This is a genomic window from Sphingomonas dokdonensis (assembly GCF_002197685.1).
Classification (GTDB): domain Bacteria; phylum Pseudomonadota; class Alphaproteobacteria; order Sphingomonadales; family Sphingomonadaceae; genus Sphingomonas; species Sphingomonas dokdonensis.
This window is the reverse complement of record NZ_NBBI01000012.1, coordinates 1-19,306: the sequence shown is the minus strand read 5'-3', so window position 1 is coordinate 19,306 and position 19,306 is coordinate 1. Positions and strand designations below refer to the sequence as shown.

Here is a 19,306-nt window from a genome sequence, read left to right as displayed (position 1 = left end):
TGGCATGGAGGCACCGCCCACCGGCATTCCGATCGCGCTCGAGCCGCTCGTCACCCGCGTGCTGGCGCCCAACGCCTCGGCCTATACCTACACCGGCACGCAGACGCACATCGTCGGCACGAGCGATCTCGCGATCATCGATCCTGGCCCAGCCGATGATGCGCATCACGCCGCGCTGCTCGCCGCCGTCGCTGGCCGCCCGGTGCGCGCGATCGTCATCACCCACCACCATCGCGATCACAGTCCGGGCGCGCCGCGCCTCGCGCAGGAGCTCGGCGCACCGATCGTCGGCGCCGCGCCCTTTGCGCTGCAGGATGACGGCCCGCGCTCTGACGCGTCGTTCGATCACGATTACGCGCCTGATCGCGTGTTGGCGGAGGGCGAGACGATCGCCGGGGACGGCTGGACGCTGGAGGCGATCGCCACCCCTGGTCATACTTCCAACCACCTCGCCTTTGCGCTGCCGGAGACAAAGGCGCTGTTTTCCGGCGATCACGTAATGGGCTGGGCGACCAGCGTCGTTTCGCCGCCCGATGGCGACATGACCGCGTACATGGCCAGCCTCGAAAAGCTGATCGGCCGCGACGACCGCATCTATTATCCCGGCCATGGCGAGGCGATCGAGCGGCCGCAGCGGCTGGTGCGTGGGCTGCTTGGCCACCGCAAGCAGCGCGAGGGGCAGATCCGCCGGCTTCTTACGGCCGGCACCGGCGCGATCCCCGCCATGGTCGAGAAAATGTACGTCGGCGTCGATCCGCGGCTCTATCCGGCGGCCGAACGCTCCGTTCTCGCGCACCTCATTGACATGGAGCGCCGCGGGCTCGCCCATCGCGATGGCGACGGCTGGGCGTGAATGACGGCGCGAACGGCGGCGTGAACCGCGGGCGCACGCTCAGGGATGCTGCGCTGCTCGTCGCGGTCATCGTCGGCCTGGCACTGACGGTCGCAATTGGCGTCGCCACCTATCTCGGCTATCGCTATGTCACCGAGGAGAAGCTCGTCTCCACCGACAAGGACGGTGTCGCGACGGCGCAGGTAGTGGCAGCGACGCTTTACGGCCGTAGCGACCTGCGCGTCAGCCGCCTGTCGGGGGTGGTGCAGGGCACCGCGCGATCGTCGCGGCTGTGGGGCTGGCTCAACGCGAGCCAGGTCGTGAAGGCACCGTTCGAGGTGAATTACTTCGTCAACATGGCGCGCCTCGACGCGTCCGACTTCCGCATGAGCGAAGACGGCCGCCGGATCGAGATCACCGTGCCCGACGTGACGGTCGAGCGCCCCAATGTCGATCTGGCGCGCACCAGCCTCAACAACGTTACCGGCGTGTTCGTCACCCGCAACGCGATGATGGAAATGGGCACCAAAGTCGCCGCCAGCGCGCAGCGCACCGCGGCCGAGCGTGCCAACAGCGCCGAAAACCGCACCAAGGCGCGCGAATACGGCCGCGAGGCAATCGCCCGCCTGTTCACCGGCGCCCTGCGCGCCGCCCGCGTCGACGCCGAGGTAAGCGTCCGCTTCGAAGGCGAGCCGCGCGCCGCTGATGGCGAACGATGGGACATGAGCCGCAGCCTAGAGGAAGTGCTGGGTCAGGCGAAATAGGCTGTGGTAAACTGGTAACCGGTTCGCATGCGGGCGAGTGCGGCATCCAGACGGCCAAGCACAAGACGGCCTTCAGATTAGCTTGCAGTACGGCCTCGCCCTCAGTTTGCCGAGGCTGATGATCGCGTCAGGATATGGGCTCGCAGGCTATCCCGTCGCGATCCCCGTCCATTCCCTCGCGATATCCTGGTTCTCCGCGATAGATTGGCGCCGTTCCGGCATCGCGCGCGCTGTCGCAGCCTGGCCAATAATCACCGAGTTGCGGCTCGCGGGCGCGCTTTGCTCCGCTTGCAACAAGAAGATCGTTTGCTGTGGCTGCGACGGCGGCTCGACCATGCGGAGTTGCTGCAAGCGAGCCAACTCCGATGAGCAAGCCTATCGCGCCAGCGCCAAGCAATATTGCCGAGGTTGATGGATTGCCGCCCATCTCTGGATCGTGAAGCCGATATGATGAAGAAAAGGTTCAATCGATCAAGATGGGCGAAAGCCTTGCTTCGGATGAACAGACAGCGATTCCTCTTTAATCAACTAGCCATATGGACCGGCGCTGCGCCCAATGCCGCACATGACGTTCGTAAGGCAGCCAGCGAGGTCGCCTTCACGCCATTTCCGCCCCCTGTTGCACCGATGCCTTGATCGCGCGGGCTGCGCAGGCCATTTGCATGCGCATGGAACAGCCGCAGAACCTCAAGGGCGTCGACATCCGCGCCGAGATCGACCGCCTCCGCAAGGAGCGCAACGCGGTGATCCTCGCGCATTATTATCAAAAGCCCGAGATCCAGGACATTGCGGACTTCGTCGGCGACAGCCTCGATCTGTCGCGCAAGGCGCAGGCGACCGATGCCGACGTGATCGCCTTCTGTGGCGTGCGTTTCATGGCCGAAACGGCGAAGATCCTCTCGCCGCAGAAGACGGTGATCCTGCCCGATATGGATGCGGGCTGCAGCCTCGAAGACAGCTGCCCGCCCGAACAGTTCGCCGCCTTCCGTGCCCAGCACCCCGATGCGATCGCGCTCACCTACATCAATTGCTCGGCGGCGGTGAAGGCGCTGTCGGACGTCATCGTCACTTCGTCGTCGGCGGAGAAGATCCTGTCGCAGATCCCCAAGGATCAGCCGATCATCTTCGGCCCGGATCGCAATCTCGGCGGCTATCTCGCGCGCAAGACCGGGCGCGATCTCATCCTGTGGCCGGGCGTGTGCATCGTGCACGAGGCGTTCAGCGAGACCGAGCTGCTGAAGCTGAAGGCGCAGCATCCAACCGCGCCGATCGTCGCGCATCCCGAATGCCCGGCGGTGATCCTCGACCATGCCGATTATGTCGGCTCGACGCGCGGCATCCTTGAATATGCGATGGCGATGCCGGGCGACACGCTGATCGTCGCGACCGAGCCGCACATCATCCACCAGATGGAAAAGGCGCTGCCGAACAAGACGTTCATCGGCGCGCCGGGTGCGGACGGCAACTGCAACTGCAACATTTGCCCGTACATGGCGCTCAACACCATGGAGAAGCTCTACGTCGCGCTGCGCGATCTCTCCCCGCGCATCGAGATGGAGGAGGACCTGCGTTTGAAGGCCAAGAAGAGCCTCGACGCGATGCTCGCCATGGCCAGCGGCACGGTGGGGCAGGGCGATCTCGGCCCTGCCAGGGTGACGGGCGACTAAGCACCACCCAAGCTCCGAGCAACCTCGTCATCCCGGACTTGATCCGGGGGCCAAGGTGCCGCGTGCGCTTGGGTCTGCATTCTGTCGCAGCGCGCCCGGATGAATAGATCTTGGATCAGGTCCGGGATGATCTTAATGGGGCGCGGCCCTCAAGCCGCCGCGCGCACCGCGTCGCAGATACGGTCGACCACCGCTTCGACCTGCGCGGCGTCGTCGCCCTCCGCCATCACGCGGATCACCGGCTCGGTGCCCGACGGGCGGATCACCAGCCGGCCATTGCCCTCAAGCTCCGCCTCGGCCGCCGCGATCGTGTGCTTGACGCTTGCCGCCTCCAGCGGCTTGCCACCACGCGCATATTTCACGTTCTTGAGCAGTTGGGGCAGCGGCTCGAACCGGTGCAGCACCTCGCTCGCCGGTGCGCCCGCGCGCTGAACCTCCGCCAGGATCTGCAGCGCGGCGACCAGTCCGTCGCCGGTGGTGCCATAGTCCGACAGGATGATATGCCCCGATTGCTCGCCGCCGACGTTGAAGCCGCGCGCGCGCATCGCCTCCAGCACGTAGCGGTCGCCCACGCCGGTCCGTACCAGTCCCAGCCCCTGCGCGGCGAGATGCCGCTCCAGCCCCAGGTTCGACATCACGGTCGCGACCAGTCCGCCGCCCGCCAGCGCGCCGCGCCGCGCAAAGCCGGTGGCGATCGTCGCCATCAGCTGGTCGCCGTCGACCACGCGCCCCGTTTCGTCGACCACGATCAGCCGGTCCGCGTCGCCATCGAGCGCGATGCCGATCGCCGCGCCGCTCGCCGCCACCGTTTCCGAAAGCGTCTGCGGCGCGGTGGAGCCGACTCGGTCGTTGATGTTCTTGCCGTTGGGCTGCACGCCGATCGCCACCACGTCCGCGCCAAGCTCCCACAAGGCCGATGGCGCCACCTGATAGGCCGCGCCATGGGCGCAATCGATCACCACCTTCAGCCCGTCGAGCCTGAGATCCGCCGGAAACGTGGACTTGGCGAAGTGGATGTAGCGCCCGCGCGCATCCTCCACGCGGCGCGCGCGTCCGATGTCGCCCGCCGCCGCCAGCGTGACCTCGCCGTCGATCATCCGCTCGATCGCCAGTTCCGCCTCGTCCGACAATTTGTAGCCGTCGGGGCCGAACAGCTTGATGCCATTGTCGGCGAACTGGTTGTGGCTGGCCGAGATCATCACGCCGAGGTCGGCGCGCATCGATTGCGTCAGCATCGCGACCGCCGGTGTCGGCATCGGCCCGAGCAGCACCACGTCCATACCAACCGCGGTGAAGCCCGCCACCAGCGCGTTTTCCAGCATGTAGCCCGACAGGCGCGTGTCCTTGCCGATGACGACCCGGTGGCGATGATCGCCGCGCACGAAATAGGCACCGGCTGCCATGCCGACCTTCATTGCCATCTCGGCCGTCATCGGCGACAGATTGGTCAGCCCGCGAATACCATCGGTGCCGAAATACTTACGCGCCACGGATAATCTCCTGCCCTGCTACTCGGACCTGCGCCTTCTTCCGGATTCACCCGGCACAGGCGGCTTGCCCCGGCACGCCTGGTGCCGCACAACCGTTACTGCCTTAGCTCTTGCCGATTGGCGGACGTAGGAACAAGTCCGTGATGCAGCGTGCGAAAGGTGTGATGTCCCAATCTACCCGTATTCTTCTGGCGCTGGTGGTGGGCATGGTGGCCGGCATCCTGCTGGCCAGCTATGCGCCCGCATCGGTCGATCCCACTGTGGCGATCGCGCAGCCGATCGGCCAGGCGTGGCTCAATGCGCTGCAGATGACGATCGTGCCGCTGGTCTTCTCGCTGCTGGTAACCGGCGTTGCGGCGACCGCGGCGGCGGCGCAGGCGGGGCGCCTCGCGGGGCGCGCCGTAGGGCTCTACGTCAGCGTCATGGTGGCCTCGGCGCTGTCGGCGGCGTTCCTGACGCCGCTGTTCCTTGAGCTGGCGCCGCTGCCGGCCGAATCCGCCGCCGCGCTGCGCGCCGCCCTGACCGGGGTCGGGCCGAACCCCGCCGTCCCGCCGATCGGCGAGTTTCTCGCGGGCATCATCCCCAGCAACATCGTGCGCGCGACGGCCGAGAGCAATTTCCTGTCGATGATCATCTTCGCGCTGATCTTCGCGTTTGCCCTGATGCGCATCGAAGAAAGGCTGCGCGATCTGCTGGTGCGGCTCTTCACCGCGGTGCGCGATACCATGCTGGTGGTGATCGGCTGGGTCCTGTGGGTGGGGCCGATCGGCGTGTTCGCACTAGCGCTGGTGGTCGGTGCACGCGCCGGCGGCGGGGCGTTCCACGCACTGGTGCATTACATCCTCACCGTCGCCGGCGTCGGCCTGGTCGTCACCTTGTGCGCCTATCCGATGGCGATGATCGGTGGCCGCGTGTCGCTGCCGCGCTTTTCGAAAGCGGCGCTGCCCAGCCAGGCGGTCGCCGTGTCGACGCAATCCTCGCTCGCCTCGCTGCCCGCGATGCTGGCCGGCGCGCGTTCGCTCGGCACACCGGTCGCCACTGCCGGCGTCACGCTGCCGCTCGCCGTGGCGCTGCTCCGCGCGACCGGCCCGGCGATGAACTTCGCCGTCGCCATCTACATCGCGCATTGGTTCGGCGTGCCGCTGTCGTTCGGGACGCTGGCGGTCGGCACGATCGTGGCGGCGCTCACCTCGCTTGGCGCGGTCAGCCTGCCGGGTACGGTCAGCTACGTCAGCTCGATCGCGCCGGTCTGCGCGACGATCGGCGCACCGGCCGCGCCGCTCGGGCTGCTGGTCGCGGTGGAGACGATCCCCGACATCATGCGCACGCTGGGTAATGTGATGTGGGATCTCGCCACCACCCTGACGCTGTCACGCCGTCAGCGCGAGGAGCCGGCCGACATCGACGATCTGACAGATCCGCTGATCGAGCCGGCGGCCTAGCGGCGCAGTGCCCAGCGCAGCACGTTGCTCATCCCGCGTGCGCCCAGCCGGATCGCCGGTCGGCTGATCGCCGCCGGTGACCGGCCGTGCATCGCCGCAGCCCAGGGCGGCAGCAGGTCGATCGCGGCGGGGGTGACGATCGCCAACGCGCTGTTGGTGACCGCGTCGGGGCCGCGGGCGAGCAAGGCGGCGGCGACTTCCTTCGTGCGCGCGTCGAACCGCAGCTCGGGACGAACCGAGCGGTAGTATTGCTCCACATCGCGCCGCGTACGCGGCACATCGCGCGCACCCAGCCGCTCGGCAGCAACGGCGTTCTCGTCGAGGTAGCGATCCTGCTCGGCACCCGACAGGCCGGGCTCGCGATAGCGGATATAGGCGCGAAGGAAGCTGTCGACTTCCGCCACATGCACCCAAGTGAGCAAGGCCGGATCGCTGGCCTCATAGGAGGTGCCGTCGGGCAGGCTGCCCGTCACCTGTTCGTGAATCGCCCGCACGCGATCGATCGCGCGGGTCGCCGAAGCGGTGCTGCCGAAGGTGGTGAGCGCGATGAACTGCGCCGTGCGGCGCAAGCGGCCCAGCCGGTTCTGACGGAAATCGCTGTGGTCCCACACGCCGGCCAGCGCCAGCGGGTGAAGCATCTGGAGCAGCAGCGCGGAAACCCCACCGATCATCATGGCGGAAAAATCGGCGTGGACCCGCCACGCCACCGACTGAGGACCGAACAGCCCCGCGTCCCCCGGCGGCCGCGACAGATCGACCGTACCGGACCCGACGAGCGCACGAATGCGCCCGCCGATCGCATCGCGCATGCCGGGCAGCGAAGGGGCCGCCCGCGCCATGCGGCTTATTCCTCGTTTGCCGCCGCTGCTGCCTTCCGGCCGCGCTTCGCCGGTGCTGCTTCGTCGCCCTTGCGCGACATGCCCGGCTTGCGGCCCAGGCCAATCTTCTTTGCCATGGCGCGGCGTGCTTCCGAGTAATTCTCGGCGACCATCGGATAATCGGGCTTCAGGCCATAGCGCTGGCGGTATTCCGTTGGCGTCAGGCCATGCCCGGCGAGATGGCGGCGCAGCGTCTTGTACGGCTTGCCGTCGATCATCGAGATAATATGATCCTTTGAAGCAAGCGACTTACGCACCGACACCGCCGGTGTGTATTCGCCGCTCGGCTCATCCTCAGACATCGGCTGCGTGTTCGACGACAGCTGATTTACCGCCTCATGCATCTTTTGCAGAAATCCCGGTACTTCCTCGCTCGACGCGCGGGTGTTGGGATTTGACAGCCATGCGATGGTCAGCTCGGTCGCCAACTCAACGGCATTGGTGTCGGCGGTATCTTCAATCATGCGACGCTCCTTACTTTTGCCGTTGCTTTAACGTGGCGTGGGTGTGGGTCAACCAGTGCGCCAAACATCATAGCTGTTTATTTGATCGATATCACGTTACAATATTTGCGTTCTATGCAATTGCTTTATTGATGTAGAGCAGATCGCTGTTCATCTGGCGTTAACCCTTTGGGCCTGCTTTGCTGATCTCGCCAGCACCGCCGGGTCATCGTAAGGCGCAGGCATGGACGCTGCTTCTCGCCCGGTCGTGCCGGTCGGCATCGCTTTTCTGATCGCCGCGCTCGGCATCGGCCTGTTTTCCGTCATGGACGCGGTAATGAAGGGGTTGGTGCTTGCGATCGGCGTGTACAACACCATGCTGTGGCGCTCGATGGGCAATGTCGCGCTGGGTGGCGCGGCTTGGGTCGCGGTGGGTGTCCGCCGCCCGTCGCGTCGGGCGCTGACGCTGCATGTCGCGCGCGGGGTCGTCACCTGCGCCATGGCGCTGTTGTTCTTCTGGGGATTGGCACGCGTGCCGATGGCGCAGGCGATCGCCTTGTCCTACATCGCGCCGATCCTTGCGCTGATCCTGGCCGCGTGGTGGCTGAAGGAGCGCATTTCGCTGCGCACGATCGTGGCCGTGGCGGCGGCCAGCCTCGGCATCGCCACCATTTTCGTCGGTCAGGCGCGTACCGCGCTTGGGCCTGATGCATTCAACGGCGCGCTCGCCATCCTTGCCTCGGCTGTTCTGTATGCCGGCAATCTCATCCTGACCCGGCTTCAGTCGCTTGCCGCGCGGCCGGCGGAAACCGCGTGTCTCCAGTCGCTTGTCATCCTGTGCCTGCTGGCGCTTGCCGCGCCGTGGCTGGCGCACGTGCCGCCGGTGGGCGCACTCCCGCCGCTGGCCGGCGCGGCATTGCTTGCCTTTGCCTCGATGATGCTGCTCTCCTGGGCCTATGCGCATGGCGAGGCGGGCTATCTGGCGATGACCGAATATACGTCGTTCGTTTACGCTGCCGTGCTTGGCTTTCTGATCTTCGGCGAGCGGGTGTCGGGCTATACGCTGGCAGGGGCAGTCGTCATTGTCGCCGCCTGCGTCTATGCCGCGCGTCGCCGCGACATTGCGGCGCAAACGCTGGAGCAAGCCGCATGACCATCGCCATCCGCCCTGCCACCGCTGCGGACGTGCCGACGATCCTGCGCTTCATCCGCGAGCTTGCCGCTTATGAGCGGGAGCCTGATGCGGTGGAGGCGACCGAGCCGATGCTCCACGAGGCGCTGTTCGGCGCAACCCCGGCTGCCGAGGTGCTGATCGCCGAGCGCGATGGTGACAGCATCGGCTTTGCACTCTTCTTTCACACCTTTTCCACCTGGACCGGGCGGCGCGGCCTGTGGCTGGAGGATCTCTATGTGACGCCGGAGGCACGCGGCTCGGGCGCGGGTGCTGCGTTGCTGCAGGCGCTCGCGGCGCTGGCGATCGACCGCGATTGCCCACGCCTCGAATGGACGGTGCTCGACTGGAACACGCCCGCGATCGACTTCTATCGCGCAAAGGGTGCGCTGCCGCAGGACGAATGGACCACACAGCGCGTCACCGGGCCGGCGCTCCACGCGCTCGCCGGCCGAAACAGATGATGACTGGCAGGCTGGCGCCAGTGCCGAACAGACCGGCGCCCGTCCTTGCGCCCATTTCCGATCGGCACGGCTGATGGCGTGGCTGTGGCTTGTCGTCGGCGGCATGTTCGAGGTCGGCTTCACCACCTGTCTGCGCCACGTCGACGGCTTTCGGCACCTGGGGTGGACGGCAGGCTTCCTTGCCTCGGTGACCATGTCGATGGGGCTGCTCGAATTCGCCTCGCGGTCGATCCCGATGGGGACGGCTTATGCGGTCTGGGGCGGGATCGGCGCGCTCGGCACTGTGCTGGTCGGCATCGCTTTTTATGGCGAACCCGCGACCCCGGTGCGCGTGCTGCTGATCTTCGGCGTCGTCCTGTGCATTGCGGGGCTGAAACTCACCGCGCACTAAAAAGGGCGCCGCTTCCATCGGGAAGGGCGCCGCTTCCATCGGGAAGGGCGCCCTTGATCGCTGGATCGGCGGGGCTCAGTCGCGGCCTGCCACGTCGTGGTCGTGCGGCTCTTCGCCCTGCTTCTTGGCTTCGTTGTAGCGCTCGATCGCCTCAACGGTGATCTGCCGCGCTTCCTCGGCGCCGCCCCACTTGCCGATGCGGACCCACTTCTTCTTTTCGAGGTCCTTATAGTGGGTGAAGAAATGCTCGATCTGCTCGAACACGATTTCGGGCAGATCGTCCTTCTCGCCGACCTTGGAATAATAAGGGAAGGTCTGATCGACCGGCACGCACACCAGCTTCTCGTCGCCGCCGGCCTCGTCTTCCAGGTTCAGCACTGCGATCGGTCGTGCACGCACGACGCAGCCCGGGATGAACGGGGAGCGCGCCACCACCAGCGCGTCGAGCGGATCGCCGTCCGGCGACAGCGTGTGCGGCACGAAGCCGTAGTTCGCCGGATAGCGCATCGGCGTGTGCAGGATGCGATCGACGAACAGCGCGCCGCTGGCCTTGTCGAACTCATACTTCACCGGCTCGCCACCGGTCGGCACTTCGATGATGACGTTCAGGCTGTGCGGCGGGTTATCCCCCGTCGGCACCATGTCGATGCGCATGTTCGATCCCTTTGCTTTGATTATTTAACGTGAAGACTCGTGCCGCAGGTCAGCGCGGCGCAAGCAACCGATCAAGACCGGTCTCTCCCCCGCCGATCTTTTCGAGGCGCGGGTAGCGCAGCCCGCCCTGCCAGTCGAGCGAGACTTGTTGGTAACGCTCGCCCTTCTTGACCCACATCTGGATTGGCGTCTTGCTGTCCTTTGCCGCGGCGATCGCCGCCTTCAATCGATCGTCCGAATAGCTCATGCCGCCGACCGACACGATCGTCGTGCCGAGCGTCAGTCCGGCATCGAACGCCGGCGAGCCCCAGGTGACCGACGTGATCTCCGCCCCCGATCCGACGACAAAGCCGCCCGAATAGGTCAGGTCGGTGATCTTGCGGGTCTTCTCATTGTGCCGGAACGACGGCGTCGGCTCTGCCGCATAGACCAGGCGATAGCCGTTCCGCTCGAAGCCGGAGAGCGGCGCGCCCTTGCCATGCTCGGTCAACCGCTGGGTGAGAAGCGCCCGCCAGTCGTACGGCTGCACCGCGTTCAGCGTCGCGACGATATCGTCGAAGGTGTAGGTCAGGTCGCCCCAGTCGCCGTTGCGCACGCCGAAGAACGCTCTGGCGAAATCGTCGATCGACTTGCTGCCGCCCGACAGCTCGCGCAGTCGAGAGTCGACCTCCAGCCAGACGAGCAGCCCCTCGTTGTAATAATCCTCGCTGCGTTGCCAGCTTGCCCAGCCTTTCGGCCGGCGCGCGGAGATGATCGGATCGTTGGTGGTGTCGATGAGGTCGCGCCACTGCCGCGCGGGCTGGCTGTCGTACACCGCGCCGATCGCCGCGAGCTGATCCAGCGTGTCCTGCTTCGACACCAGCCCCGACCGCGCCTGAAGCACATAGCCCCAGAATTGCGTCTGCCCTTCGTACACCCACAAAAGCGAGTTGCGCATCGGCGTGCGATAGTCCGGCGTCCACGAATCCGCGCCGCGGCGGAATTTGCCGTTCCAGCTATGGGTGAATTCGTGCGGCAGCAGGTTGCGGCGGCCCGGGCCTTCTTCCCACTTGGTAAAATAGCCCGGCGTCACGCCGTTCTCGCTGGAGCGGTGATGCTCCAGCCCGATCCCGCCGAGATTGTCGGTGATCGACAGGAGAAAGGTGTATTTGTCGTAATGCTGGCTGCCGAACGTCTTGGCCGCTTGCTCCACGAGCCGGCGGTGCGCGTCGATTTGCGCCGGGGTGGCGGCAAGCTCGGCCGGCGTGTCGGCGTAGGCGGCCAGCGACACGCGCGGCGTTAGCTGCCACGTCTTGTTGTAGCGGCCGGCGAGGATCGGCGAATCGACCAGGATCTCGTAATTGGTGCGATCATAGGTGTAGGTCGCGCCGCTCACCTTTGCGGGGATCGCGCCCGACGCCGTCCAGCCCTGCGGGTATGTCACCGTCATCTGCACGGGGATTTGGCGGGTGAAATAGCCGGCCGGGTACAGGCTCACCGAGTTCGGCTGCAGGCTCAGCATCTCGGGCGTCATGGTGATCCGGCCCTGATCGGACTTGGTAGCTGAGATGAACTGAAAGCGCGCCTCGATCGTGCGCGCGCCGGCGGGCACGTCGATGTGGAAGGCGAAGACGTCAACGGGATCGCGCACCCACGGGACCGGGCGACCGTTCGCCGTAATGACCAGCCCGGCGAGCTTTTCGATCTGCCCCCGCGGGGCGTGATTGCCCGGCAACCACGCCGGGTACAGCAACGTCAGCGGCCCGGCCTTGGCGACCGGGATCGTCTCACTGACCTGGAAGATGCCGCGCGCCACGTCGGTCGCGTCCACCTTGAGCGCGATCGTGCCGGGGTAGGGCTGATCGACCGGATCGGGGATCGTATGCGCGAAGGGCAGCGGCTGCGGCGCGGAATTGCCGGCGGGAACCTGGGCCGAAACAACGGCGGCGGACGCGAGCAGCACGCTCGCAAGGGCAAGACGGATCATGGAAAGCCTCGCTAACGGCCGCAGCCGCGAAGCTCAATGACCTGTCCCCGATCACCCCGGATTGCCGCTTCCGCATGCGACGCCTAGATGCGCCCGCAATGGCCCGTATTCAGACCCCCAATCGCGTGCGCGGCACGCAGGACATCTTCGGCAGCGAACAGCGCCGCTTTGCGCATGTGCTCGACACCTTTGATCGCGTGCGCAAGCTGTATTGCTTCGGCCGGGTCGAGATCCCGATGTTCGAGGCGACCGAGGTATTCGCCCGCTCGATCGGCGAGACGACCGATGTGGTGTCCAAGGAAATGTACACCTTTCCCGATCGCGGCGGCGATTCGCTGACGCTGCGCCCGGAGTTCACCGCCGGCATCGCGCGCGCTTACCTGACCGAGGGTTGGCAGCAGTTCGCGCCGCTGAAGATCGCCACCTCAGGCGCGGTGTTCCGCTACGAGCGCCCGCAAAAGGGCCGCTATCGCCAGTTTCACCAGATCGACGCCGAGATCCTCGGCGCGCCCGAGCCGGCGGCGGACGTCGAGCTGCTGACGCTCGCCGACCAGCTGCTGCACGAACTCGGCATCGCTGACGGCGTGACGCTGCAGCTCAACACGCTGGGCGACGCGGCAACGCGCGACGCCTGGCGCGACGCGTTGGTGGCGCATTTCGAGCAGCATCGCGGCGAGCTGTCGGAGGACAGCCTGAAGCGGCTCGACAAGAATCCAATGCGCATCCTCGATTCCAAGGACCCGAAGGATCGCCCGATTGCCGACGCCGCGCCGGGGATCGACGACTATCTGACGACGGAGGCGCGCGCCTTCTTCGAGGCCGTGACGAGCGGGCTCGATGCGGCGGGCGTGAAATGGACCCGCAACGACCGGCTCGTTCGCGGCCTTGATTATTATCGCCACACCGCGTTCGAGTTCGTCACCGATCGTCTCGGCGCGCAGGGCACGGTGCTTGCCGGCGGCCGTTATGACGGCCTTATCGAGAGCCTCGGCGGTCAGCCGACCGCCGGCGTCGGCTGGGCGGCCGGCGTCGAGCGGCTGGCGATGTTGCTTGAGGCAGAATTAGCGGACTTTATGGTCGCAGTCATACCTGACGATCCATCGTGCATGCTAAAGGCGCAGGCGCTTACGAACCACCTCCGCAAGCAGAACATCGCGGCGAACATCGGTTTTCGGGGGAATGCGAAGAAGCGCACAGACGCGGCCCGGAAGATGGGCGCTCAAGGCGCAATCTTTGTACGCAGTGAAAATGATACTCGCGGTGAGTTTTATCTCTCGCAATTCAAGCCTGATCCCGGCCTAAAGTTCTATAGCATGATCGATGATGCCATGCCGAGCTGGGCCACTGGTTTATTCAACCAGTCTCCATCGGCATGACCGCCATCTCGCTGGACCGTATCCGCCAGATCGAGGCGCGCCGTGACGAACTCGCCGCGCAGATGGCGACCGGCGACCTGCCGGGCGATCGCTTCGTCGCGGTGTCGAAGGAATATGCCGAGCTGGAGCCGGTGGCGATCGCCGCCGCCGAGGTTCGTCGCCTGCGGCAGGAGGCGGAAAGCCTCGCCTACATGACCAACGACGCCGACGCCGAGCTGCGCGCGATGGCGGAGGAGGAGCTGCGTGATAATCGTGCTGCGCTCGAAGCGGCCGATCGCAAGCTCGCGCTCGCGCTTCTGCCCCGCGATGCCGCGGACGAACGCTCCGCCATGCTGGAGGTCCGCGCCGGCACCGGCGGCGACGAGGCCGCGCTGTTCGCGGGCGACCTGTTCCGCATGTATCAGCGCTATGCCGAGGGGCAGGGGTGGCGCGTCGAGCTGATCTCCGGCTCCGACAGCGATGCTGGCGGCTACAAGGAAGTGGTCGCCTCCGTCACCGGACAGGGCGTGTTCGCCAAGCTGAAGTTCGAAAGCGGCGTCCACCGCGTGCAGCGCGTGCCCGTCACCGAGAGTGGTGGGCGCATCCACACCTCCGCCGCCACCGTCGCGGTGCTGCCCGAGGCGGAGGAGGTCGACGTGCAGATCGACGACAAGGACCTGCGGATCGACATCTACCGCTCGTCTGGCCCCGGCGGCCAGTCGGTCAACACCACCGATTCGGCGGTGCGTATCGTCCATATCCCGACAGGCCTCACCGTCATCCAGCAGGACGAAAAGTCGCAGCACAAGAACAAGGCCAAGGCGCTCAAGGTTCTGCGCACGCGTCTTTACGAAATGGAACGCGAGCGCCTCCATGCCGAGCGCGCTGGCGCGCGCAAGTCGATGGTAGGCAGCGGCGACCGGTCCGAGCGCATTCGCACCTACAACTTTCCGCAAGGCCGCGTGACCGACCACCGCATCAACCTGACGCTGCACCGCCTGCCGGAAATCCTGGCCGGCGACATGGGGGAACTGATCGGCGCGCTGATCGCAGAGGACGAGGCCGAGCGTCTGGCCACCCTCGATGCCGTGTAGGCCGGCGTGCCGCGCACCGCGGCAAAACGCGGCCAAGCGCGGCCGGTGGGCTCGATGAGCCCGTCCGACGACGCGGCTTTGCCGCGGCCGCACGCCGTTGCTCCCGACGCCCGCACCGCGCTTACCGCCGCCGCCGCGCGCCTCACCACCTCCGACACCCCCCGGCTAGATGCGGAGCTGCTCCTCGCGCATGCCCTCGGCATCTCGCGCGAACGCCTGCTCCTCAGCCTCGCGGACCAGCCCGTTCCCGCTACCTTCGACGCACTGGTCGAGCGCCGCGCCCGCTACGAACCCGTCGCCTATATCACCGGCACGCGCGCCTTCTGGACGATCGACCTTCACGTCGCGCCCGGCGTCCTCATCCCGCGCCCGGACAGCGAAACGCTGATCGAGGCGGCAGTCGACCATTTCGCCGGCACGCCGGGGCCGCGCACGATCCTTGATCTGGGCACCGGATCGGGCGCGCTGCTGCTCGCCGCGCTCGACCAATGGCCGGCGGCGACCGGCGTCGGCATCGATGCCTCGCCCGACGCGCTCGCCATCGCACGGGCCAATGCGGAGCGGGTCGCGCCCGGTCGTGCCAGGATCGTTGCGGGCGGCTGGGAGGGTACCGGCGCGGCGTTCGACCTGATCCTCTGCAACCCGCCGTATATTCCCGCGAACACCCAATTGATGGCCGATGTTTCCCAGCACGAGCCCGCCTCCGCGCTCTTCGCCGGCGCCGACGGGCTCGACGATTACCGCCGCATCGCCCCGTTGCTCGCTGCGCAGATCGCACCGGGCGGCGTGGCGTGCGTCGAGATCGGGGCGGAGCAGCGCGAGGCGGCGGGCGCGCTCTTCGCGGCGCAGGGATTGTCGGTCACCTGCCGCGCGGACCTGGCCGGGCGCGATCGCTGCCTCGTTGTTACGCCTTGAACGGGCACGACTTCGACACAATATTTCTCTTTGAGAAAGCCCCTTCAGCAGCTATGGCATGCGCAGGGGCACGCAAAATCAACATTTTCTGTTGAGTTTTGGGCGGCTTGCCCACCCTTCGTCATCAGCCGCTGCAGTCCGGCGGTCATGGCAGGCTTTTGGTGGCGACGCGCATCTGCGCCGATCCGCCCGACGCCGGGGATTGTTGCACCGATTGTTCCGGGAGCAAGGCCGTTTTTGGTTTGAGGACGAGGACAGTATTTTGATCAACAATCGTCAGAACGGTCGCCGTCGCGGCCGTGGTGGTGGACAGCGTTCGCAGGGCGGGGGCGGTCAGGGCCAACGCGACAACGGTAATCGGATCGACAGCCGCGCGCGCGGCAACGCCAGCCAGTTGTACGAAAAGTACAAGAACATGGCATCGGACGCGCAGCGCCAGGGCGATCGCGTCAACACCGAATATTACCTTCAGTTCGCCGATCACTATTTCCGCGTGCTCGCCGATCAGCGTGGCCGCTACGAGGATCAGAACCGCGATCGCCGCCCGCAGAACGATTTCGACAGCGATGACGATTACGGCGACGAAGGCGAGCCGATCCGCGCCGAGGAGCAGGGCCGCGGCGGTGACGAGCGCGGCGAGCGCGAGGGTGGCCGGCAGCATGACGGCAATCGGCAGTACGACGGTCACCGTTCGGCCGAAGCGCGCCAGCAGGATGGCGGCCGCTACCGCTCCGATCGCGACGAGGGCAGCCGCGCCGACAATGCGCGCGCCGATGGTGGCGACGGGCGCCAGCGCGACGGGCAGCAGCGTCGCCAGCGCACGAGCGCGCCGCGCGCCGATCAGCGTCGTGACGACCGCATGAATGCTGAGGCTGGCAGCGACGCGCCTTTGACGGTCGAATCGCCGCCCGCAGACGTGCCCCAGTCGGCACCGCCCGCGCTTGCCGATGCGGAGGCCGCCGCACCTAAGCGCCGCGGCCGTCCGCGCAAGACGCCGGTTGAAGGCGACGAGCAGTTGGGTCTTGATGCGAGCGCGCTGCCGCCCTCGATCGGCAGCGACACCGCTGCAACCGAAGAGGCTGCACCCAAGCCACGCCGCCGCCGGACGATCGCAGCGCCGGCCGAGGCGGACGCTTAAGCTATCCACTCGTCGGATCCTTCGATCCGCCGATATGAAGAAAATGGGCCGGTCTTGCCGCAGGGCAGGGCCGGCCCGTTTCGTTGGCGGCGCGTGCCCGCGCTCGAGGCTCAGCGATCGTCGTCGTCGAAGTCGCGCGTATCCACCGCTTCGTCATGGCCGGTGCCCGATGACAGAAACGTCAGTCCCATCAGCGCGCCCGCCATCAGCACCGATCCGGTGACCCCGCCGATCATCGCGAGCGTCGCCACCCAGCCGAGCGCACCATAAGCGCGGCCCACCAACCAGATCGCCAGCACCGACGCGACAAGGCCGACCACACCGCTCCAGCCCAGCAATCGCCGGAACCTTCCCCAGGCGAAACGTGCATATTCAGGATCATCAAGCCGGCTCATGCTTCCCATCTGGCGTGGAATGGCGCATTCTTCCAGCCGCAACGCCGATGAAGGCGGCCAAGACCGTCCGCCAAGCGGCGTGCACGAAAGAAGGAGAGGGCCGATGACGATCACGGCAATCCTGCACGGCAAGGGGCATCACATCGTGGTGGCCGCCCCCGATGATCCCGTCCGCCAAGCGGTGGCGTTGCTCGCTGAGCATCGCATCGGCGCCGTCCCGGTGGTTGATGGCGACACGGTAGTGGGCGTCTTTTCCGAGCGCGATCTCGTGTACTGCCTGCGCGCCGGCGACACGGCGGTGCTCGACCGCCCGTTGCGAGAGGTAATGACCGCGCCGGCCGTCACGGTTACGCCCGCGGACGGCGTGATGGGCGCCCTGTCGCTGATGACACGGCGGCGTATCCGCCATCTGCCGGTGGTGGAGAGCGGACGCATGATCGGCCTCGTCTCGATCGGCGATCTCGTGAAATATCGGATCGAGCGGGTGGAGGCGGATGCGGCCGCAATGCGTGATTATATCCAGCAGGCGTGAGCCGCTATGCGCGGTTCCTGACCAGCGCCATCGTGTCGCGTACGATCGGCCGCGCAAACACGATCAGCCACCCGGCATAGGTGGCACCGCCCGCAACCACGAGGACGCTCAGCCGGGCCAGCGGCGGCAGCGCGATCGCGTGATCCACGCCGGTTACGACCGCTGCCATGGCGAGGCTGGCGACGAGCGGCGGCGCGATCGCCGTCGCCACGGCCCGCCACGATGCGCCGATCACCGGCAGCGATCGCCAGCAGCTGATCGCGAGATAGAGCGGGTAACAAACGATCCACGCAGTCGCGATGCCGATCAGCCCCCAGCGGACTCCTACCAGAAAGCCGATCGCCAGGATGACGGCGCCGGTCGCACCGTTACGCACGCCGATTCCCGGCCGACCCAGCGCATCGCAAGCCGGCGAAAACAGCACCTGTAGCGTCATGAACGGCATGGCGAGCGCCAGCAGGCGCCCAATCGGCGCTGCATCGGTCCAATGATCACCCAGCATCACGCGCACCAGCGGCTCGGCGGTGACGGCCATACCGGCGTAGAAAGGCAGCGCCACCAGCATGACGATCCGCACACCCTTGACGAAAGCCGCCGCAGTAGCCGTCCGATCGTGCTGGATCCGGGCGTAAGCGGAAAAGGCCACTTCGTTGAGCGGCGGCAAGAACTTGGACACGAAGATCTGCGCGAGGAACAGGCTGGTCGTGTAGATACCCAGGTCGTGCAGATCGAGGTGCCGACCGGCGATGAACACGTCCGCCTGGCTTTGCAGAAACCAGAACAGCTGGCTCGCCGCCATGACCCCGCCGAAGCGCGCCAGCGCACCGGCGCCGCGAAAATCGAAGCAAGGCATGATCAGGGAACGCGCCGCGATCGTCATGCCGGCGCCGCGCACGGCAAAGAGCACCATCGGCGCTAGCACCAGCGTCCACACGCCCCACCCGGCGAAGGCGCCAACCAGCGCCGTGCCTGCGCCCGCAAAGGAGGCGAGGATATTGACCCGACCCTGCTGGCGGTAATCCATGCGCCGGCTCAGCAGCGCCTGAGGCAGCGCAATGAATGGCGTGCACAGATAAATCAGCGATTGCACCCGCAGCAGGTCTGCAACTGCAGGCTGCCGGTAATAGGCCGCGGCCAGTGGTGCGAGGGCGAACTGGACCAGTCCCAGCCCGACATTGACTGCGATCAGCATGCCGAACGCTTGGCGAATCTGCCGCTCTGAAAGCGTAGCCTCGCGCACCAGCCCGCTCGCCAGGCCATAGCCGTTCAGCATGTTGAGAAATGCCATCACGACACCGGTCAGCGCGAACAGGCCATAGTCGCTCGGCGACAGGATGCGGATGACCAGAAAGGTCGAAGCCCATTGAACCAGCTGCGAGGCGATCTGGGTGCCCGATCGCCAGATCACGGCGTTGCGCACCTGACTCGCGAACGATTCGCTCTGATTCGTGGGGCTTACGGGCGCATCCATCGTGTCTTCGCTACATTTGTATGACTTGCGTTCAAGTTAAGGGTGGCGGTTTTCCTGGGGTTTTGGGGGTGAGTGTAAGAAAGTTGCAAAAAGTGTTTGACGGTTTGGGAGGTGGGGCCTAGATGGGTGTCACCGCAGCGGTGGCCCGGACGGGTCGCCGCGGTGGTTTAGCGAAAGCTTAGGCGCCGAGATCGCCCCACGAAAGAGGGGTTGGTTGTGGCGTCGGTTTTTGTCGCTCTTTGAC

At 66.3% G+C, this 19,306-nt stretch carries 20 protein-coding genes; 12 read left to right on the top strand and 8 right to left on the bottom strand.

Features of this window, described 5'->3' with window-relative positions; all coding sequences use genetic code 11:
• Nucleotides 1-4: 4 nt before the first annotated feature.
• Together SPDO_RS15945 and SPDO_RS15940 are read left to right on the top strand one after the other, a co-directional pair.
• Nucleotides 5-853, top strand: a complete 849-nt coding sequence (locus SPDO_RS15945) for an MBL fold metallo-hydrolase (RefSeq protein WP_088368507.1) — start codon at nt 5-7, stop codon at nt 851-853.
• The gene (locus SPDO_RS15940) at nt 850-1,596 is read left to right on the top strand and encodes a DUF4230 domain-containing protein (RefSeq protein WP_158212221.1); all 747 of its coding nucleotides are present in this window, start codon (nt 850-852) and stop codon (nt 1,594-1,596) included. The genes SPDO_RS15945 and SPDO_RS15940 overlap by 4 nt, the downstream gene beginning before the upstream one ends.
• 127 nt (nt 1,597-1,723) lie before the next feature.
• Here SPDO_RS15940 and SPDO_RS15935 read toward each other — a convergent pair whose 3' ends face one another.
• Complete coding sequence (locus SPDO_RS15935; RefSeq protein WP_088368505.1) at nt 1,724-2,023, bottom strand: excalibur calcium-binding domain-containing protein; 300 nt, start codon at nt 2,021-2,023, stop codon at nt 1,724-1,726.
• A 241-nt stretch (nt 2,024-2,264) separates the two neighbouring features.
• Between SPDO_RS15935 and nadA the strand changes: the two genes are divergently transcribed.
• Nucleotides 2,265-3,263 carry a quinolinate synthase NadA gene (gene nadA / locus SPDO_RS15930; protein WP_088368527.1) on the top strand — a complete coding sequence of 333 codons (999 nt, stop codon included), beginning with the start codon at nt 2,265-2,267 and terminating at the stop codon, nt 3,261-3,263.
• A 149-nt stretch (nt 3,264-3,412) separates the two neighbouring features.
• Here the strand turns inward: nadA and glmM are convergent, their stop codons facing one another.
• Nucleotides 3,413-4,753, bottom strand: coding sequence for a phosphoglucosamine mutase (gene glmM / locus SPDO_RS15925; protein WP_088368504.1), 1,341 nt, complete (start codon nt 4,751-4,753; stop codon nt 3,413-3,415).
• A 164-nt stretch (nt 4,754-4,917) separates the two neighbouring features.
• Here glmM and SPDO_RS15920 point away from each other — a divergent pair, with 164 nt between their 5' ends.
• Nucleotides 4,918-6,195 carry a dicarboxylate/amino acid:cation symporter gene (locus tag SPDO_RS15920; RefSeq protein ID WP_088368526.1) on the top strand — a complete coding sequence of 426 codons (1,278 nt, stop codon included), beginning with the start codon at nt 4,918-4,920 and terminating at the stop codon, nt 6,193-6,195.
• Here the strand turns inward: SPDO_RS15920 and SPDO_RS15915 are convergent.
• Both SPDO_RS15915 and SPDO_RS15910 read right to left on the bottom strand, forming a co-directional pair.
• Nucleotides 6,192-7,034, bottom strand: coding sequence for an oxygenase MpaB family protein (locus tag SPDO_RS15915; RefSeq protein WP_245829580.1), 843 nt, complete (start codon nt 7,032-7,034; stop codon nt 6,192-6,194). The genes SPDO_RS15920 and SPDO_RS15915 overlap by 4 nt on opposite strands.
• Before the next feature lie 5 nt (nt 7,035-7,039).
• Nucleotides 7,040-7,537 carry a Ros/MucR family transcriptional regulator gene (locus SPDO_RS15910; protein WP_088368502.1) on the bottom strand — a complete coding sequence of 166 codons (498 nt, stop codon included), beginning with the start codon at nt 7,535-7,537 and terminating at the stop codon, nt 7,040-7,042.
• A 223-nt stretch (nt 7,538-7,760) separates the two neighbouring features.
• Here SPDO_RS15910 and SPDO_RS15905 point away from each other — a divergent pair, with 223 nt between their 5' ends.
• From SPDO_RS15905 to SPDO_RS15895, 3 genes are all read left to right on the top strand, one after another.
• A complete protein-coding gene (locus tag SPDO_RS15905) occupies nt 7,761-8,669 on the top strand; it encodes a DMT family transporter (protein ID WP_088368501.1) in 909 nt (302 codons plus the stop codon).
• Entirely contained in the window at nt 8,666-9,151 is a 486-nt protein-coding gene (locus SPDO_RS15900; protein ID WP_088368500.1) for a GNAT family N-acetyltransferase, read from the top strand. Before SPDO_RS15905 ends, SPDO_RS15900 begins: the two co-directional genes overlap by 4 nt.
• Nucleotides 9,152-9,224: 73 nt before the next feature.
• Nucleotides 9,225-9,542, top strand: coding sequence for a DMT family transporter (locus SPDO_RS15895; RefSeq protein WP_088368499.1), 318 nt, complete (start codon nt 9,225-9,227; stop codon nt 9,540-9,542).
• A 75-nt stretch (nt 9,543-9,617) separates the two neighbouring features.
• On the opposite strand, the gene ppa is transcribed toward SPDO_RS15895, so the two are convergent.
• Both ppa and SPDO_RS15885 read right to left on the bottom strand, forming a co-directional pair.
• Nucleotides 9,618-10,196, bottom strand: a complete 579-nt coding sequence (ppa, locus tag SPDO_RS15890) for an inorganic diphosphatase (RefSeq protein WP_088368498.1) — start codon at nt 10,194-10,196, stop codon at nt 9,618-9,620.
• Between the two features lie 49 nt (nt 10,197-10,245).
• Nucleotides 10,246-12,162, bottom strand: coding sequence for a M61 family metallopeptidase (locus SPDO_RS15885; protein WP_088368497.1), 1,917 nt, complete (start codon nt 12,160-12,162; stop codon nt 10,246-10,248).
• Nucleotides 12,163-12,260: 98 nt separating this feature from the next.
• On the opposite strand from SPDO_RS15885, the gene hisS reads away from it, so the two are divergent.
• From hisS to SPDO_RS15865, 4 genes are all read left to right on the top strand, one after another.
• The gene (gene hisS / locus SPDO_RS15880) at nt 12,261-13,538 is read left to right on the top strand and encodes a histidine--tRNA ligase (protein WP_088368496.1); all 1,278 of its coding nucleotides are present in this window, start codon (nt 12,261-12,263) and stop codon (nt 13,536-13,538) included.
• Nucleotides 13,535-14,611 (top strand): peptide chain release factor 1, encoded by a 1,077-nt coding sequence (prfA, locus tag SPDO_RS15875; protein ID WP_088368495.1) that lies wholly within the window; start codon nt 13,535-13,537, stop codon nt 14,609-14,611. Before hisS ends, prfA begins: the two co-directional genes overlap by 4 nt.
• 54 nt (nt 14,612-14,665) lie before the next feature.
• Nucleotides 14,666-15,526 carry a peptide chain release factor N(5)-glutamine methyltransferase gene (gene prmC, locus SPDO_RS15870; RefSeq protein ID WP_088368525.1) on the top strand — a complete coding sequence of 287 codons (861 nt, stop codon included), beginning with the start codon at nt 14,666-14,668 and terminating at the stop codon, nt 15,524-15,526.
• A 262-nt stretch (nt 15,527-15,788) separates the two neighbouring features.
• The gene (locus SPDO_RS15865) at nt 15,789-16,664 is read left to right on the top strand and encodes a DUF4167 domain-containing protein (RefSeq protein WP_088368494.1); all 876 of its coding nucleotides are present in this window, start codon (nt 15,789-15,791) and stop codon (nt 16,662-16,664) included.
• 110 nt (nt 16,665-16,774) lie between these two features.
• Here the strand turns inward: SPDO_RS15865 and SPDO_RS15860 are convergent, their stop codons facing one another.
• Nucleotides 16,775-17,059, bottom strand: a complete 285-nt coding sequence (locus tag SPDO_RS15860) for a hypothetical protein (RefSeq protein WP_245829579.1) — start codon at nt 17,057-17,059, stop codon at nt 16,775-16,777.
• Nucleotides 17,060-17,162: 103 nt separating this feature from the next.
• Here SPDO_RS15860 and SPDO_RS15855 point away from each other — a divergent pair, with 103 nt between their 5' ends.
• The gene (locus SPDO_RS15855; RefSeq protein WP_088368492.1) at nt 17,163-17,591 is read left to right on the top strand and encodes a CBS domain-containing protein; all 429 of its coding nucleotides are present in this window, start codon (nt 17,163-17,165) and stop codon (nt 17,589-17,591) included.
• A gap of 4 nt (nt 17,592-17,595) precedes the next feature.
• Here SPDO_RS15855 and SPDO_RS15850 read toward each other — a convergent pair whose 3' ends face one another.
• Complete coding sequence (locus SPDO_RS15850; protein ID WP_088368491.1) at nt 17,596-19,062, bottom strand: lipopolysaccharide biosynthesis protein; 1,467 nt, start codon at nt 19,060-19,062, stop codon at nt 17,596-17,598.
• Nucleotides 19,063-19,306: the final 244 nt, after the last annotated feature.

What these genes read in the sequence shown, in the direction of transcription:
- SPDO_RS15945 (WP_088368507.1), top strand. Translation starts at nt 5, where the DNA reads ATGGAGGCACCGCCCACCGGCATTCCGATCGCGCTCGAGCCGCTCGTC.
- SPDO_RS15935 (WP_088368505.1), bottom strand. Translation starts at nt 2,023, where the DNA reads ATGGGCGGCAATCCATCAACCTCGGCAATATTGCTTGGCGCTGGCGCG.
- nadA (WP_088368527.1), top strand. Translation starts at nt 2,265, where the DNA reads ATGGAACAGCCGCAGAACCTCAAGGGCGTCGACATCCGCGCCGAGATC.
- SPDO_RS15920 (WP_088368526.1), top strand. Translation starts at nt 4,918, where the DNA reads ATGTCCCAATCTACCCGTATTCTTCTGGCGCTGGTGGTGGGCATGGTG.
- SPDO_RS15915 (WP_245829580.1), bottom strand. Translation starts at nt 7,034, where the DNA reads ATGGCGCGGGCGGCCCCTTCGCTGCCCGGCATGCGCGATGCGATCGGC.
- SPDO_RS15910 (WP_088368502.1), bottom strand. Translation starts at nt 7,537, where the DNA reads ATGATTGAAGATACCGCCGACACCAATGCCGTTGAGTTGGCGACCGAG.
- SPDO_RS15905 (WP_088368501.1), top strand. Translation starts at nt 7,761, where the DNA reads ATGGACGCTGCTTCTCGCCCGGTCGTGCCGGTCGGCATCGCTTTTCTG.
- SPDO_RS15900 (WP_088368500.1), top strand. Translation starts at nt 8,666, where the DNA reads ATGACCATCGCCATCCGCCCTGCCACCGCTGCGGACGTGCCGACGATC.
- SPDO_RS15895 (WP_088368499.1), top strand. Translation starts at nt 9,225, where the DNA reads ATGGCGTGGCTGTGGCTTGTCGTCGGCGGCATGTTCGAGGTCGGCTTC.
- ppa (WP_088368498.1), bottom strand. Translation starts at nt 10,196, where the DNA reads ATGCGCATCGACATGGTGCCGACGGGGGATAACCCGCCGCACAGCCTG.
- SPDO_RS15885 (WP_088368497.1), bottom strand. Translation starts at nt 12,162, where the DNA reads ATGATCCGTCTTGCCCTTGCGAGCGTGCTGCTCGCGTCCGCCGCCGTT.
- hisS (WP_088368496.1), top strand. Translation starts at nt 12,261, where the DNA reads ATGGCCCGTATTCAGACCCCCAATCGCGTGCGCGGCACGCAGGACATC.
- prfA (WP_088368495.1), top strand. Translation starts at nt 13,535, where the DNA reads ATGACCGCCATCTCGCTGGACCGTATCCGCCAGATCGAGGCGCGCCGT.
- prmC (WP_088368525.1), top strand. Translation starts at nt 14,666, where the DNA reads ATGAGCCCGTCCGACGACGCGGCTTTGCCGCGGCCGCACGCCGTTGCT.
- SPDO_RS15860 (WP_245829579.1), bottom strand. Translation starts at nt 17,059, where the DNA reads ATGAGCCGGCTTGATGATCCTGAATATGCACGTTTCGCCTGGGGAAGG.
- SPDO_RS15855 (WP_088368492.1), top strand. Translation starts at nt 17,163, where the DNA reads ATGACGATCACGGCAATCCTGCACGGCAAGGGGCATCACATCGTGGTG.
- SPDO_RS15850 (WP_088368491.1), bottom strand. Translation starts at nt 19,062, where the DNA reads ATGGATGCGCCCGTAAGCCCCACGAATCAGAGCGAATCGTTCGCGAGT.